General features: G+C 44.5%; 16 protein-coding genes. 14 read left to right on the top strand and 2 right to left on the bottom strand.

The window, feature by feature from the left end:
• Positions 1-15 precede the first annotated feature (15 nt).
• The 10 genes from rsxA (at position 16) to J3998_RS04530 (ending at position 8317) form a co-directional block, all read left to right on the top strand.
• Positions 16-591: an electron transport complex subunit RsxA gene (gene rsxA, locus J3998_RS04575; RefSeq protein WP_208148281.1), complete on the top strand. Its 576-nt coding sequence runs from the start codon at positions 16-18 to the stop codon at positions 589-591.
• A 1-nt stretch (position 592) separates the two neighbouring features.
• Complete coding sequence (gene rsxB, locus J3998_RS04570) at positions 593-1195, top strand: electron transport complex subunit RsxB (RefSeq protein WP_425086090.1); 603 nt, start codon at positions 593-595, stop codon at positions 1193-1195.
• Positions 1192-3498: an electron transport complex subunit RsxC gene (gene rsxC, locus J3998_RS04565; protein ID WP_208148280.1), complete on the top strand. Its 2307-nt coding sequence runs from the start codon at positions 1192-1194 to the stop codon at positions 3496-3498. Before rsxB ends, rsxC begins: the two co-directional genes overlap by 4 nt.
• On the top strand, positions 3495-4559 hold the full coding sequence (locus J3998_RS04560; protein ID WP_243750593.1) for an RnfABCDGE type electron transport complex subunit D: 1065 nt from the start codon (positions 3495-3497) through the stop codon (positions 4557-4559). Before rsxC ends, J3998_RS04560 begins: the two co-directional genes overlap by 4 nt.
• 8 nt (positions 4560-4567) lie before the next feature.
• Positions 4568-5218: an electron transport complex subunit RsxG gene (gene rsxG, locus J3998_RS04555; protein WP_243750592.1), complete on the top strand. Its 651-nt coding sequence runs from the start codon at positions 4568-4570 to the stop codon at positions 5216-5218.
• Positions 5211-5963, top strand: coding sequence for an electron transport complex subunit E (locus J3998_RS04550; protein ID WP_208148279.1), 753 nt, complete (start codon positions 5211-5213; stop codon positions 5961-5963). The genes rsxG and J3998_RS04550 overlap by 8 nt, the downstream gene beginning before the upstream one ends.
• Before the next feature lie 15 nt (positions 5964-5978).
• Positions 5979-6611 (top strand): endonuclease III, encoded by a 633-nt coding sequence (gene nth, locus J3998_RS04545; protein WP_208148278.1) that lies wholly within the window; start codon positions 5979-5981, stop codon positions 6609-6611.
• A 212-nt stretch (positions 6612-6823) separates the two neighbouring features.
• Positions 6824-7255, top strand: coding sequence for a DUF1841 family protein (locus J3998_RS04540; RefSeq protein ID WP_208148277.1), 432 nt, complete (start codon positions 6824-6826; stop codon positions 7253-7255).
• 11 nt (positions 7256-7266) lie between these two features.
• Positions 7267-7785 (top strand): ribonuclease H family protein, encoded by a 519-nt coding sequence (locus J3998_RS04535; protein ID WP_208148276.1) that lies wholly within the window; start codon positions 7267-7269, stop codon positions 7783-7785.
• Positions 7786-7903: 118 nt separating this feature from the next.
• A complete protein-coding gene (locus tag J3998_RS04530; protein WP_208148275.1) occupies positions 7904-8317 on the top strand; it encodes a hypothetical protein in 414 nt (137 codons plus the stop codon).
• Between the two features lie 300 nt (positions 8318-8617).
• Here the strand turns inward: J3998_RS04530 and J3998_RS04525 are convergent, their stop codons facing one another.
• A complete protein-coding gene (locus J3998_RS04525; protein ID WP_208148274.1) occupies positions 8618-9541 on the bottom strand; it encodes a porin in 924 nt (307 codons plus the stop codon).
• Positions 9542-9818: 277 nt separating this feature from the next.
• Between J3998_RS04525 and J3998_RS04520 the strand changes: the two genes are divergently transcribed.
• From J3998_RS04520 to J3998_RS04510, 3 genes are read left to right on the top strand one after another with little or no spacing between them, the layout of a single operon-like run.
• Entirely contained in the window at positions 9819-11045 is a 1227-nt protein-coding gene (locus J3998_RS04520; RefSeq protein WP_208148273.1) for an Nramp family divalent metal transporter, read from the top strand.
• A gap of 46 nt (positions 11046-11091) precedes the next feature.
• Complete coding sequence (locus tag J3998_RS04515; protein ID WP_208148272.1) at positions 11092-11553, top strand: peroxiredoxin; 462 nt, start codon at positions 11092-11094, stop codon at positions 11551-11553.
• Positions 11554-11557: 4 nt separating this feature from the next.
• Complete coding sequence (locus J3998_RS04510; RefSeq protein WP_208148271.1) at positions 11558-12061, top strand: DUF4878 domain-containing protein; 504 nt, start codon at positions 11558-11560, stop codon at positions 12059-12061.
• A gap of 72 nt (positions 12062-12133) precedes the next feature.
• On the opposite strand, the gene glnS is transcribed toward J3998_RS04510, so the two are convergent.
• Positions 12134-13819 carry a glutamine--tRNA ligase gene (gene glnS, locus J3998_RS04505; protein ID WP_208148270.1) on the bottom strand — a complete coding sequence of 562 codons (1686 nt, stop codon included), beginning with the start codon at positions 13817-13819 and terminating at the stop codon, positions 12134-12136.
• A gap of 316 nt (positions 13820-14135) precedes the next feature.
• On the opposite strand from glnS, the gene J3998_RS04500 reads away from it, so the two are divergent.
• Entirely contained in the window at positions 14136-14549 is a 414-nt protein-coding gene (locus tag J3998_RS04500) for a hypothetical protein (protein ID WP_208148269.1), read from the top strand.
• The last annotated feature ends 30 nt before the right edge of the window (positions 14550-14579 follow it).

Below are 14579 nucleotides of genomic sequence, written 5' to 3'. Positions count from 1 at the left end.
TCTTTAGGGACGTCTATGCAGGACTATTTTCTTATTTTAATCAGCACCGTGTTAGTCAATAACTTCGTGCTTGTTAAATTTTTAGGATTATGTCCTTTTATGGGTGTCTCTAAAAAGACCGATGCCGCCCTAGGCATGGGTCTAGCCACGACTTTCGTGCTCACTCTTTCTTCAGTGCTTAGTTACCTCATCTATAACTATCTTCTGCTGCCGTTCGGTTTGGAATTCCTACAAACCATCGCCTTTATCCTTGCGATTGCGGCCGTGGTCGGTTTTACCGAAATGGCGATTCACAAAACCTCTCCGGTTTTATATCAAGTACTGGGAATCTATCTGCCATTAATTACCACTAACTGCGCAGTTTTGGGTGTCGCGCTATTAAATGTCGGCGAGCAGAATAACTTTATCGAATCGGCTTTCTTCGGCATGGGGGCTGCCATCGGCTTCACTATGGTCATGGTGATGTTTGCCTCAATTCGTGAACGTTTGGACGTTGCCGATGTTCCAGGGCCTTTTAAAGGTGCGCCGATTGCTCTAATTACTGCCGGATTGATGTCCATGGCATTTATGGGCTTCGGAGGTCTGGCCTAAGATGCAGTGGATGGATTGGCTGCTTGAATTCGAAGCAATTGTAATTTTCCTAGGACTGGCGCTGGCATTTGGCTTAGCGCTTGGCTTTGCTGCAGTACGCTTTAAAGTTGAAGGCAATCCGGTCGCTGAGCAGATCGACCGAGAACTGCCACAAACTCAATGCGGTCAGTGTGGCTTCCCCGGTTGTAAGCCTTATGCAGAAGCTTTAGCGAACGGCGAGTCTGAAGTCAATTTATGTGTTCCCGGCGGTACCGAGGTGATGATTAAAATCGCGGAAATCACCGGTCGCGAAGAAAAACCGATGGATGACAGTGTCGACGAAGAAAAACCACCGATGACCGCATGGATTGATGAAGACCTCTGTATCGGTTGTGTGCTATGTATTAAAGCTTGTCCGGTCGATGCGATTCTTGGCGCCACCAAAATGATGCACACCGTAATTCAACAAGAATGCACCGGCTGTGACTTGTGCGCACCCGTCTGCCCTGTTGACTGTATTGAGATGAAACCAAAACAAGTCACTCTAAAAAACTGGCAGTGGCCGGAGCCACAAATGCAGCTTGAACCAAAGCCATTGGCTGAGTTAGCGGAGCCGGCAAAATGAGTTTTTTAACGACTATCGCCAATAAAATCGCGCCAATTTATCCGATGGCGAAACGCTGGCTATATAAGTTTCACGGCGGCGTATTCCCAAAATACAATAAATCACTCAGCACGCGCAATCCGATTTATCCGCCGCTGATTCCAAACGTATTGATTCTACCTTTACCGCAAGCTATTGGCGAAAAAGCCGAACCTTTGGTAAAAGTAGGTGAACACGTCCTAAAAAATCAACTACTGGCACAAGCAGATGCCGACGCCAATCGCAAACTTGTTGTGCCAATTCATGCCCCAACTTCTGGCACAATTGCCGCAATTGAAGCACGTACCTTACCGCACGCTTCCGGCTTGCAAGAACTTTGCCTTATCCTACAACCGGATCAACAGGACCAAGCTATTGATAATGCGTTAAAGGTTGACGGCACTTGGCCAGAAGAACCGCAAGCTCTTAAAGATTTATTGGTTCATTCCGGCATTATCGGTATGGGCGGCGCCGGTTTCCCGACTTACGCCAAACTGCCAAAGCAAAAAGGCAAAATTCACACCTTAGTCATTAACGGTGCGGAATGCGAACCCTTTATCAGCTGCGATGATCTTTTGATGCAGACTCAAGCCAAGTCGATTTGGCATGGTGCGCAAATCACTGCGCAAGCACTCGGCTGCCAGAAAATTCTGTGCGGAATCGAAACCAATAAACCAAAAGCCATCGGCCTCATGCAGAAAGCCTTAGATGCAGTGCAGAAAGAAGCCAAGAGCCTACCGATGGAAATCCATCAGGTGGCAACCGTTTATCCAATGGGCGGGCAGAAGCAGTTAGTTTTTGAAGTCACCGGCATTGAACTGGAATCCGGTGGCCATGCTATTGACCAAGGCTTATTGATGATGAATGTCGCTACTTTGGCCGCCATTCATCGCGCGGTAGAATTTGGCGAACCGCTCACCTCCAGACTGGTGACTGTGAGCGGAGAGGGTCTGCAAGAAGGCTTCAATATCGATGCTTTAATAGGTACACCTTTCAACGAGTTAACGGCGATTGCTAGACCAAAATCACCGATTGATTATCCGCTAATTATGGGCGGGCCGATGATGGGTGTTCGCATGCCGGACAATCATGTGCCCGTCTTAAAAACCACCAACTGCATACTTGCCAATCCGCCGGAACCACGCGAAATGCAGATGCCCTGCATTCGCTGCGGCGAATGTATGGATGCTTGCCCGGTCAATCTATTACCGCAACAGATGTACTGGCACGCGCAAGGCCATGAATATGAAAAAGTCGAAAAACTGAATATCAAAGACTGCATTGAATGTGGTTGTTGCAGTTATGTCTGCCCGAGTCATATTCCACTGGTGCAGTACTATCGCCACGCTAAATCGGAAATCAAAGCGCTAAATGCGGATAAAGAAGCCAAAGAAATCGCTAAGCAACGCCATGAATTTCGCTTGGAGCGTATTGAACGGGAAAAAGCAGAGCGTGAAGCGCGTTTAAAAGCCAAAAAACAAGCTGTCAAAAAACAAGCTAGCGCGGCCAAGACACCTTCTGCGGCAGCGTCTGCGGCCAAAGCAGCTGCTGCCAAAGCAAAGGCGGCATCCGCGAAAGGTAACGACAATAAACCGTTGAGCGCGCGCGAAAAAGCCATTCAAGCAGCACAAAAAGCTGCGGCCAATAAACAAGGTCAAACCGATAACGATAAAAAGACCAAGGGTCAAAGTATCGCAACTGCCAAAGATAAAGCCATTGCCGCAGCGGCTGCTAAGAAGCGCGCACAAGCTGCCGCAGCGAAACAGGCGAACGCTACGAATAACGAGTTAAGCACACAAACTGAAAAAACGGTCGCAGAACCGGATTCACAGCCAATGAATGCGCGCGAAAAAGCCATTGCCGCCGCTAAAAAACGTGCTCAAGACGCGGCAGCAAAGAAAGCGCAATCCAATCCAAAAACGGAAACAACAGCAGAGCAACAAAAAGCACCACCACAGGTTGAAGACTCTCAGACCACTGACTTAAGTGCCAATGATCAGCAAACGTCACCAGCGCTAGAAAAAGAACAAGCCCGAAAACAAGCTGTCGCGAAGGCACGAGAAGCCGCGGCCGCACGAAAGAAAACGCAACAGGCTAAGGCGCAAGAAAGCATCACCGAAGCACCGGAGAACGCCTCGGACAATGAAGCAAGCACAGGCATTAAAGCTAAGCCAGCGGATGCTCGTCAAAAAGCGATTGCCGCAGCCAAAGCTGCTGCTGCAAAACGTGCAGCGAATAAAGCTAATTCCGCTAATGCCCAAAAACAGAAGGATTCCACAGAATGAGTCTAGCGACCATGCCGTCACCGCCCTCTTCGCCTTATGCGCATAACGACCAAACCGTGCGCAAGGTGATGTTGCAGGTTCAGCTGGCTGCCATGCCGGCGCTGCTGGTGCATATCTATCTGTTCGGTTTCGGAATTGTCGTGCAATGGCTGTTAGCAGTCGCGACACTAATCGTTGTTGAATATTCGATGTTGAAACTGCGTGGCCGCCCGGTCATGCCGTTTTTGACCGATTTAAGCGCCCTGATAACCGTTACCGGTTTGGTATTCTGTATTCCGCCGACCGCACCTTGGTGGGTGATTGTCAGCGGCTCGGCATTTGCACTTATTTTTGGTAAACACTTGTATGGTGGGCTTGGTTATAACCCCTTCAATCCGGCGATGCTTGGCTATGCATTTTTGATTATCTCTTTCCCCGTGCAAATGACTAACTGGATTATGCCGGCCGAAATCAGCGGCCATTTCATCGGTTTTGGCGATGCGTTACAAATTGTTTTCACTGGTTCTCTGCAAGCCGCCAACACCAGTTTTGATGCTTTGACCGGCGCAACCCCTCTAAACGAAATGCGTATTGGCATAGCACAGGGTATTACCGTCGCCGAAACGTTAAAGCCAATTGAAGGCCATACCAGCCATACCGGTTTTTGGCTGGGTCTGAACAGCTGGGCTTGGATTAATATCGCTTTCTTAGTCGGCGGCCTTTATCTACTATGGAAACGTACTATCCGCTGGCAATTTCCGGTCGGCTTCCTCGGCTCGCTGTTTATTTTTGCTTGGTTCATGCATGAGATTAACCCAGAAATGTATCCACCTGCAGATTTCGTATTGCTTTCCGGTGGAACCATGTTGGCAGCGTTTTTTATTATCACTGACCCGGTTTCAGCCAGTACTACCCCGATTGGACGTTTTATCTATGCATGCGGTATCGGTATTTTGGTTTATATCATCCGTACTTGGGGAGCTTTTCCGGATGGATTGGCGTTTGCAATTCTACTGATGAATATCGCCGTACCATTGATTGACCAATATACCCAACCACGCGTCTTCGGGCATGATCACTAGGAGAGTCTATGCAAAATAAACCGAAGATGCTGAATGCCGAACTATTCAAAGCGATGGGCTCTTCTGCCGGAAAACTCTCTGCGTTTGTAGTGCTCTGTATCGTGGTTCTTTTGATTATCCGCGGAGTCACCGAACCGAAAATTGCCGAGGCAGAAAAACAGACTCTTTTAGAAGGCTTTAACCAAGTCTTACCGTCAGCTCTGTATGACAATGACCCATTACAAGACCAGATGCACATTAAAGAGCAAGCATTGTTAGAAAAATTGGGGGCTAAAAACTGGGTAACCGTCTATCGCGCCCGTAAGAACGGTCAACCGGCAGGAATTATCTTGCAAACCATTGCGCCAAATGGTTATACCGGCAATATCTATATTTTGCTTGGCGTGCTTCCAAACGGCGAAATTTCCGGCGTTCGCGTGCTCAAGCATGCCGAAACCCCAGGGCTTGGCGATAAAATTGAATTGGCAAAAAACGACTGGATACTCTCTTTTACCGGTCGACAGCTAACCGCCACTAACGACTCGATTTGGGCAGTGAAAAAAGACGGTGGTGAATTCGACCAATTTACCGGTGCCACCATTACGCCGCGTGCCGTCGTCGGTGCAGTAAAAAACGCCTTGCAAGTGGTTAATTCATTAGGAGATACCGTGTATGAGTAATGCAACAGACACCACTCTCGACAACACGCCTGAACAGAGCAAAACACAGAGCGCTTGGCAGCAAAAGCTGGAAGAGTATAAAAAAATCATGCGCAACGGCCTGTGGCAAAACAACCAAGCTTTGGTTGCGCTACTTGGTCTTTGTCCGCTACTGGCAGTTTCCAATAATGCCGTCAATGGCATTGGGCTTGGCTTAGCGACGTTAGCGGTATTGATGGTATCGAATGTTTTGGTGTCATTGATTCGCGATCATGTCTCGCAAGAAATCCGCATTCCGGTTTATATCGCGATTATTGCCACCGCAGTAACTGCGATTGATCTGTTGATGAACGCTTACTTCCATACCTTGCACGGTATTCTAGGCATCTTTATTCCGCTTATCGTTACCAACTGTGCAATTCTAGGCCGTGCTGAAGCTTATGCGTCTAAAAACAGTGTCGACAAGGCTCTGCTAGACGGTTTCTTTATGGGAATTGGTTTTTTAGCGGTTTTGGTTCTACTCGGCGGGCTGCGTGAAATCATCGGTTCCGGCACCCTTTTCGATCAAGCGCATCTGATGTTCGGTGAAGCTGCCCGCAACTGGACTATCCATTTCGGAGACGATTACCAAGGCGTATTACTGGCGATTCTTCCGCCGGGAGCATTTATCGGCCTTGGACTATTGATTGCCGCTAAAAATTACTATGACCAGAAAAAAGCCGCTAAATTGCAAAATGATTTAGGCATTAAAATCGCAATTAAATAATAGAATACACACGCCATGAACAAACAAAAACGATTAGAAATTTTTCAACGCCTAAGCGAAGCGATTCCCAAACCGGAAACCGAGCTGGAATATTCCAGCACTTTCGAACTGTTGATTGCGGTAATTCTATCTGCACAAGCAACTGATAAAGGTGTCAATATTGCTACCCGCAAGTTATTTCCGGTCGCCAATACGCCAGAAGCGATTTATGCGTTAGGTGTAGATGGACTCAAGGAATACATCAAAACCATCGGGCTGTTTAACACCAAAGCGGAAAACATTATCAAAGCCTGCAAGATGCTGGTCGAACTGCACGGTTCAGTTGTGCCGGAAGACCGGAAGAAACTGGAAGCGCTACCGGGTGTTGGGCGAAAAACGGCGAATGTCGTGTTAAACACCGCTTTCGGCCATCCGACCATGGCGGTCGACACCCATATATTCCGCGTTTCGAATCGAACAAAATTAGCACCCGGTAAGAATGTACTGGAAGTAGAAAAAGCTTTGCTGAAACACGTACCGAAAGAATACTTAATTCCTGCACATCACCTGTTGATTTTGCATGGCCGTTACACTTGTACTGCGCGTAAGCCACGCTGTGGCGCTTGCTGTATTTACGATCTGTGTGAATTTAAAGAAAAAACCGAGTAAAACTCTACTAGGACAGGCTGCAACAGTTCTTTTTGTGCGATATGTTGCTCATTTACTTGAATGTAAACTGCGCTAGGTTTCTCAAATAAAAAAATTTTTCGCAGTGTCCTAGCGAGTTTTAAAAAAATAATTTTTAACCACCTAGAACATAAGGGACAGGATTTTATCTCTAAGTCCCTTTATGCTCTTCGTGAACTTCGTGGTTCAAAACAATGCTATATACCTCAGAACGAGATAAATTAAGACAGTTTTACGTTGATACTTGGAAGAAAGCACGTATGGGCATGCCGATGGAGCCAATGGAACAACTGGTGGCACGTGTAATCGAAATGCACCCTGAATATCACATGATGCTAGAAAACGAAAAGCTGGGGAATGAATATAAGCCGGAAGACGGTGAGACTAATCCTTTTTTGCATATGGGGATGCATCTGGGTTTACAAGAACAGGTGGTGATGGATCGTCCTGCGGGCATTAAACTAATCTACCAACAGCTTGGCGAGAAAATTGGCGATGTAATGAAAACCGAGCACGCCATGATGGATTGTCTTGGAGAGATGATGTGGCAAGCGCAGCGAAGCCAGTCCGAACCGGACGAAGCTGCCTATCTACAATGCCTTAAAAACCTGTTACTCAAACACTAAGAGATTGTGAATTGGACTTTCGTCAACATACTCCCTACCAACTGCCACAAAGTCCAACCTCTGAGACGCCGCCACTACTTCACCTCTATACCGATGGCGCTTATTTTAAACAGTATCACCTAGGTGGCTGGGCGGTGGCTATTTACGATAGCGAAAAAAAACTAATTGAAACACTAAGCGGCAGCCAATTATCGCATTCAAGTTTAGAAATGGAGCTCACCGCAGCCATTAAAGCGCTTGAATGGCTACAGCAAAATCATGCAAATACATCAGTTGCCTTGTATACCGATGCGCAGATACTCCTTGAAGGCCTATTGGAAAAATACCCTAAATGGCAGAAAAACAATTGGCGCTCCAGCAATGGGAATCCAGTCGTTTTTTCCGAACTCTGGCAAGAATTTCACCGAATTTCAATAACCCAATCCATTGATTTTTACTGGACTAAAGGACATGCCAATGATTCAAAAAATCAACTGGCGGATCAGTTAGCCCGTGAAAAAATACTGAATACTCAAACCTCTGTTTCTTAAAAACCCATCAACTTAGGTTATCCTCCAAAAGAAAATTAAATGGCTCTTTAGCTTGACCTTAAGGTTATCCGACTTAAACTAACAAACGTTAGGTAGGCAATCAATAAAGGACTAACTTGTGAATAGAATTTTTAATAAACTTTGGATTTATTGGTTTATAACCGATATTTTGCTGATTTTAGAAGTAAGCATCTGGAACAATTTCGGACTTATAGCCGCAACCCTATTAACGGCCGTACAAACCCTTCACTACTTTAGCGAAAATCCTAAGATTAGCAGCTTTCCTGTACAGGTTAGGCTTGCTTATTTACTGCTTTTAATTATCGCTTTCTGGCAACCGATGTATTGGATTCTATATCCAGTTATTCTCGGAACAACCGCTATGGTTCTATTTGACTACTGTTTCCTGGCACGCTTTATGTCGCTCATGCCTTGGAACCACAATCAGAAACTGACTTTTAAAATCATTTATCAGACATTTTTCAGCCGACCTGTTGATGGCTCAGTACAAAGAAAACCTGAAATCACCTGAATTTTCACAAAAGCACTCTCCTAATGAGATATTTTAACCGCTGTAATCTAAGGAAGCGCAGAACAGGTCCCGATTGACTTCAGCGAGGTGTTTGAAGCAGTCAATTCTAGGCAGGTTTCGCAAAGCATAGCCATCGCTATGGTTAAGAAGCCTAACAACAAAGTGACGTTTCCCTAGTCCAGCGGTTTTTTTATCTTTTGCAAAGAACCGCTTACGGACTACTTGCTTAAACAAAAAACCCCACAAGTCGAAACTTGCAGGGTTTGAGTTTTAATCTAATCCGACTAAGTCGGTACTAAATTAGAACTTGTGTACTAGACCGAAAGAGAAATTCACCTTATCACCACCAACGTCTGAAGCGTCAGAAGTGTAAACATAAGCAGTTGTTTTCTTACCTAGCTTATAATCAAGACCTACAGCATAGCCTGATTCATTTGAATCATCAGTATCATTGTTCGCCATTACATATTTGACTTTAGGCATAATTTTGCCGAACTTGTAACCAAACTGAAGTTGCGTAAAGTTACCGTTGTCTTGGTCATCACCAGAATTGTCTTGGTACATGATCGAAGCAATCAAATCAGACATTTTATACTGTGCAGAAACACGAACAACTGTCTCATCGATATCTCCGGCATCTTGGTAAGCCGCTGCTAGGTATAAACCTTTTTTAACTGACCCATAAGTCACTGCAACATTAGTCCAATCGCTCTTATCTGCATCCGTTGCACCTTCTTCATTCAAAACAGCTGCCGCAATCAGCTTAACACCTGAGAAAGAAGGGGAAACATACATAGCGGTATCAGAAAAACGGTTTTCACCATCATCTAGACCATTATCGAAATATTTAACATCCGCATAAGTATCGCCGAATAGATCTGAAGGCTGAATCATTTTGGTTGGCGTGTCGTGCGTACCAAACATAACTTGACCAAAGCCACCTTTAAGACCTAGATAAGTATTACGCTGTGACAGTGTTTCATCACCACCATCAGCGACTGTTTTTAGAGCGAATTCAACTTTATAGATTGCTTTTAGACCGTTACCTAGATCTTCAGAACCTTTTACACCAAGACGTGAATCATGTTCGTTGACAGATGCATCTCCACCTTCAACTTTTTCTACTGCCAGATGCATTTTCCCGTATACAGTAGGCGCACCAGCCATAGCAGAAGGCGCAGCAATTGCAGAAGCGATTGCTAGAGCAATAATATTCTTTTTCATGTTCAGTTTCCTTAATTTAGAGTTGTTATAGCGCACGAACTGCGTCGCACTTGCTGGGCAAAACTATAAGCATAAATTTATTCAACTCAAGCATTCAAAAGACTTATCACAAAACTTTAAAATTGTAATGCCACAGCAAACAATTCATCACCAATTCTTATTGTGATTTTCATACTGGTATTTTTCATAACGTCAAAATTCGGCTTAATCGAAGCTTAAAAATTCACCGTGCAATAAAACTAGCTATACTGTTTGGGAGCATGATAGAGATAAATTTATGGCATCGAAATTATTGAATATTATTGTCCCTGGATTATTAATCGCTGCAACTGGTGTCGGTGCAGGCGATCTTGCCACAGCAGCATTTGCCGGCGGCAATTTAGGGATCGCGATTCTATGGGCAGTCGTACTCGGCGGTCTTTTTAAATTTGCATTAACTGAAGGCATTGCGCGGTGGCAATTAGTCAATGGCGATAGCTTTATCGACGGCCTTGCCAAACAATTGGGTCTGCCCTTCATCTGGATTTTCTTAATTTATTTAGTGCTCTGGTCATTCTTTGTCGGCTCGGCACTTATTAGTGCAAGCGGCGTTGCTATGCATTCACTAATCCCGATCTTCGAACCGCAAAACGGCAAAATCATTTTTGGGATTCTTCTAAGCTTAGTTGGCCTTGCCTTAGTTCGGTTCGGTAACTTTGCTTTATTTGAAAAAGTGATGGGCATTTCAATCGGAATTATGTTTTTTGTCGTGGTTCTAACCGCACTGTTACTGTGGCCTGGAATGGGACCATTCTTGAATGGTTTATTTATCCCATCAATTCCCAATCTAGAAGGGAATGGCCTAACATGGACGGTCGCCTTGGTAGGCGGCGTTGGCGGCACTCTAACAATTTTCTCTTACGGGTATTGGATTCGCGAAAAACAGCGTATTTCAGCGAGTGATATTAGTGTGTGTAGGATTGACTTATTAGTCGGCTACAGCGTAACGGTTATCTTCGGCATGGCAATGGTAATTATCGGCAGTACCGTGCCGGTTGATGGCAAAGGTACTGGACTAATTCTTAATCTCGCCAACGGTTTGGAAAACGAGCTCGGGACTACCGGTCGCTGGCTGTTTTTATTCGGTGCTTTCTTTGCTATTTTCAGTAGCCTGTTAGGAGTCTGGCAAGCCGTTCCATATCTCTTCGCCGATGTTGTCCGTCATATTAAGCCGCAAATAAATAGCGAAGATTTGCAAAATTTGTCACAGACTCTAAGCTACAAAGGATTCCAGATTGCATTAGCAATTATTCCAATGCTGAGTTTATGGATAAGTTTTAAAGAAGTACAAAAGCTCTATGCGATTGTCGGCACCCTATTTATGCCGTTTTTAGCACTTGCGTTGCTGTACTTCAATAACCGAACCGGAATGAAAGCAAACAAGAGCGGCTGGTTTATAAACACCCTGCTACTGATAACGCTAATCTTCTTTAGCTATATCGCATGGCAGAAGTTTATCGGCTAAAATCATCCTAAAAATTTTCTCCTCTTTTATCATCTAAGGGTTCATTATGTTATCCATAAAACAAGCAGCTCCAGCTTTTTCAGCCATCAACCAACAACAAAAGTTAATCTCTTTACACGACTTTGCCGGACAAAAAGTCGTGCTGTATTTCTATCCAAAGGACGACACGCCCGGTTGCACTATTGAAGCCAATGACTTCACTGCTCTTATAGAAGACTTCACCAAAGCCAACTGTAAAGTAATTGGCGTTAGTAAAGATGACTCCGCAAGCCACCAAGCCTTTATCGACAAATTTGCTTTAAAAATTGATTTACTGGCCGATACCGCCGGTGAAATTTGTGACGCCTATGGCGTATGGCAGCTTAAAGAAAAAAACGGGGTTTCAAAAATGGGCATTGTCCGCTCGACTTTTGTGATCGATGCCAACGGCCAACTGGCTTATGTCGAATACGGTGTAAACCCAGACGGTCATGCACAAGCCATGCTAGAAAAAGTTCAAGCGCTATAGATTTATGCATAAACTCAAATCTTCACTTGTAGTATGTTTTCTTTTTGCCGCCCTATTTCTGAGTAGCTGTTCGAACAACGAGCAAAAGACGCCGCAAAACGTAGTCAGCGAATACCAATCTGCCTTGCAGAGTTTAAATTTTACCTCTGCGTACAATCTTCTGAATGATGCAAACCGCCCGGCAAAACAACAAATCTTCAACGACCAATTTCAGATAAATGACGATGAAAATCGTCTGCGCCTAACAATGAACGAGTTCAAAATTATCAGCGTAAACAAGATGGAAAATCAAGCGACCGTGCAGGTGCAAACAACCACGCCGCAAATTCAAGCCTTTGATTTATTAATTCCTGAAATCAAAGCCAATTTAGAAAATAAAAATTATGCCGCGGTCGAAGAGCGAATGCACTCAATGATCGAAAAGAAGATGATCCTACTGAAAACCGAATCGCAAACCTTTACCCTCAGTAAAGAAAATAATGTTTGGCTTATAGACTCAATCCAATAAACTTGAAACGTCTTTACTCATAAAAAAAGCGGAGTTATTAGCTCCGCTTTTGTTTTTTCACTGGCAGCAAATTTATTTCTTCTGCGCCCAAACATCTCTTAAACCAACCGTGCGATTGAAGACCAGGCGGTCTGTGATTTTATTATCACGACAGAAGTAACCTTCACGTTCACATTGGTAAGCCTGTTCCACCGGTGCATTGGCCATTGAAGGCTCAACAAAACCTTGTTTAAGCAATAGTGATTCAGAATTTAGTACCGCTTCAAAATCGTCTTCTTTTGCTGGGTTAGCTACCGTAAACAGACGATCATACACTCGGAACTCCGCCGGTAGCGCTTTACTCGCTTCAACGAAATGGATAACACCTTTAACCTTACGCCCATCCGCAGGGTTCTTACCTAGAGTTTCTGGATCGTAAGAGCAGTACACCGTTGTCACATTGCCGTCCGCATCTTCTTCAAAACGCTCGCCTTTAATGATGTAAGCATTACGCAGACGCACTTCTTTATTAATTGCCAAACGCATGTACTTACCGTTTGGCGCAGTTTCCATAAAGTCTGCACGGTCGATATAAAGCTCACGACCAAAGAAGATTTCTCGTTTGCCCATCTCTTCGTTTTGCGGGTGAACCGGCGCCTGAATTGACTCTAGCTCGCCTTCTGGATAATTTTCAATAACCAATTTAATCGGGTCCATTACCGCCATAGTTCGCGGAGCAACCACGTTTAAGTCGTCACGAATCGCCGCTTCCAAAATACCCATTTCAGTCATGCTGTCGACTTTAGAGATACCGATACGCTCAGCAAAGTCACGCAGTGATGCTGGCGTATAACCACGGCGGCGCATACCGGAAATCGTCGGCATACGAGGGTCATCCCAACCTTCAACTAATTTATCCCCGACCAATTGATGCAACATACGCTTTGACATCACGGTATATTCAAGATTTAAACGAGAAAATTCATATTGATGGGGACGATCCGGACGATTGAAAGCATCTAAATGTTCAAGTAACCAATCATAGATACGACGGTTATCTTGGAACTCAAGTGTACATAGAGAGTGAGTTACTCCTTCAATCGCATCGGAAATACAGTGTGCAAAGTCATACATCGGATAGATGCACCACTTATCACCTGTTTGATGGTGGTGTTCAAAACGCACACGGTACAAGGTCGGATCACGCATACACATAAATGATGATGCCATGTCGATTTTCGCTCTTAGAACGCACTCGCCTTCTTTGAAACCGCCGGCACGCATTTTTTCGAAAAGCGCTAAATTTTCCTGCGGCGCAGTATTTCGGAATGGGCTTTCTTTACCAGGTTCTTTTAAAGAACCTCGATATTCACGAGTCTCTTCGGCATTCAAGAAACAGACATAGGCCAAACCTTTATTGATCAACTCAACCGCACAGTCGTAGAAGGTTTCGAAATAGTTCGACGAGTACTTGATTTCACCATCCCACTGAAAACCTAACCACTCAACGTCACGTTTAATGGATTCGACATATTCCATATCTTCTTTGGCTGGATTGGTGTCGTCAAAACGCAAGTTGCAGCCACCTTGATAGTCTTCCGCCAACCCGAAGTTCAGACAGATAGACTTAGCATGGCCGATGTGCAAATAGCCGTTTGGCTCAGGTGGAAAACGCGTTTTAACCTGTTGGTGTTTTTGTGTCGCGAGATCGTCATTAATGATATTGCGAATAAAATTGACCGGGCGTTCAGCGGTTTCGTTTGTCACATTCTTGCTCATTTGTTTCAAATCACCTGTTTGCAATGGCTGTAAAGTTGACGCTATTTCCAAGGAAATTCTTGTGATAACAGCATGTAAATAATGTAATCGCTGCACGGAAAGGCAGCAAAATTTAACGCCAAATTATACATGAATTCCTAATATGACTGTCTGCAAACTTGGCATTAAAAATCCATGAACTTAAAACAATCTCAACTCTTTCCAAAAAGCCAGCTAAAAACTCAACAAATCAGTAGCAAAGCCTCTTTAAAAAACGACTATAGATGATTGGTAAAAGCCGTTAAGATAAATGAGAAAAGTAAAAAGGCATTTACATATGAAAAAATCACAATTCACAACGTTCTTTAGCATACTGAGTTTGAGTGCGTTTATGACCTTAAGTGCGCAACCGGCTTATGCTGATAGAGACAAGCACGAAAAGAATGAAAAACACGAATACAAAGATCGCGACAAAAAATCTTATAAACAACCTGAACAAACCGATTATCGCTATTCTGAACGAAATGATCTTCCACACGGCCTCAATAAACGCAGTGAGAAAACCGGCAAGCCGCTGCCACCTGGTTGGCAGAAAAAACTTCACCGTGGCGAAGTAATGGATCGAGAAGTGTACGAACATGGCAAGGTTATGGGGCCAGTCGATATTGACGGCCGAGTGACCATTAGTATCGATGGCAAATTGGTTCGCCTCTATCAACATACACGCGAAATCATTGATATTCTCAACTAGATTCCGTCTACCATGCCCGGCAATTTTTCG

This window comes from Thiomicrorhabdus marina (assembly GCF_017571465.1).
Taxonomy (GTDB): Bacteria; Pseudomonadota; Gammaproteobacteria; order Thiomicrospirales; family Thiomicrospiraceae; genus Thiomicrorhabdus; species Thiomicrorhabdus marina.
Note: the sequence above shows the minus strand (reverse complement) of the source record. Positions and strands in the feature narration are given on the sequence as shown.

Bases quoted from the DNA above. Each gene is read 5' to 3' on its own strand.
- J3998_RS04540 (WP_208148277.1), top strand. From the start codon at position 6,824: ATGCTATATACCTCAGAACGAGATAAATTAAGACAGTTTTACGTTGAT.
- J3998_RS04550 (WP_208148279.1), top strand. From the start codon at position 5,211: ATGAGTAATGCAACAGACACCACTCTCGACAACACGCCTGAACAGAGC.
- J3998_RS04520 (WP_208148273.1), top strand. From the start codon at position 9,819: ATGGCATCGAAATTATTGAATATTATTGTCCCTGGATTATTAATCGCT.
- glnS (WP_208148270.1), bottom strand. From the start codon at position 13,819: ATGAGCAAGAATGTGACAAACGAAACCGCTGAACGCCCGGTCAATTTT.
- J3998_RS04515 (WP_208148272.1), top strand. From the start codon at position 11,092: ATGTTATCCATAAAACAAGCAGCTCCAGCTTTTTCAGCCATCAACCAA.
- J3998_RS04560 (WP_243750593.1), top strand. From the start codon at position 3,495: ATGAGTCTAGCGACCATGCCGTCACCGCCCTCTTCGCCTTATGCGCAT.
- rsxG (WP_243750592.1), top strand. From the start codon at position 4,568: ATGCAAAATAAACCGAAGATGCTGAATGCCGAACTATTCAAAGCGATG.
- J3998_RS04525 (WP_208148274.1), bottom strand. From the start codon at position 9,541: ATGAAAAAGAATATTATTGCTCTAGCAATCGCTTCTGCAATTGCTGCG.
- nth (WP_208148278.1), top strand. From the start codon at position 5,979: ATGAACAAACAAAAACGATTAGAAATTTTTCAACGCCTAAGCGAAGCG.
- J3998_RS04500 (WP_208148269.1), top strand. From the start codon at position 14,136: ATGAAAAAATCACAATTCACAACGTTCTTTAGCATACTGAGTTTGAGT.
- rsxA (WP_208148281.1), top strand. From the start codon at position 16: ATGCAGGACTATTTTCTTATTTTAATCAGCACCGTGTTAGTCAATAAC.
- rsxB (WP_425086090.1), top strand. From the start codon at position 593: ATGCAGTGGATGGATTGGCTGCTTGAATTCGAAGCAATTGTAATTTTC.
- rsxC (WP_208148280.1), top strand. From the start codon at position 1,192: ATGAGTTTTTTAACGACTATCGCCAATAAAATCGCGCCAATTTATCCG.
- J3998_RS04510 (WP_208148271.1), top strand. From the start codon at position 11,558: ATGCATAAACTCAAATCTTCACTTGTAGTATGTTTTCTTTTTGCCGCC.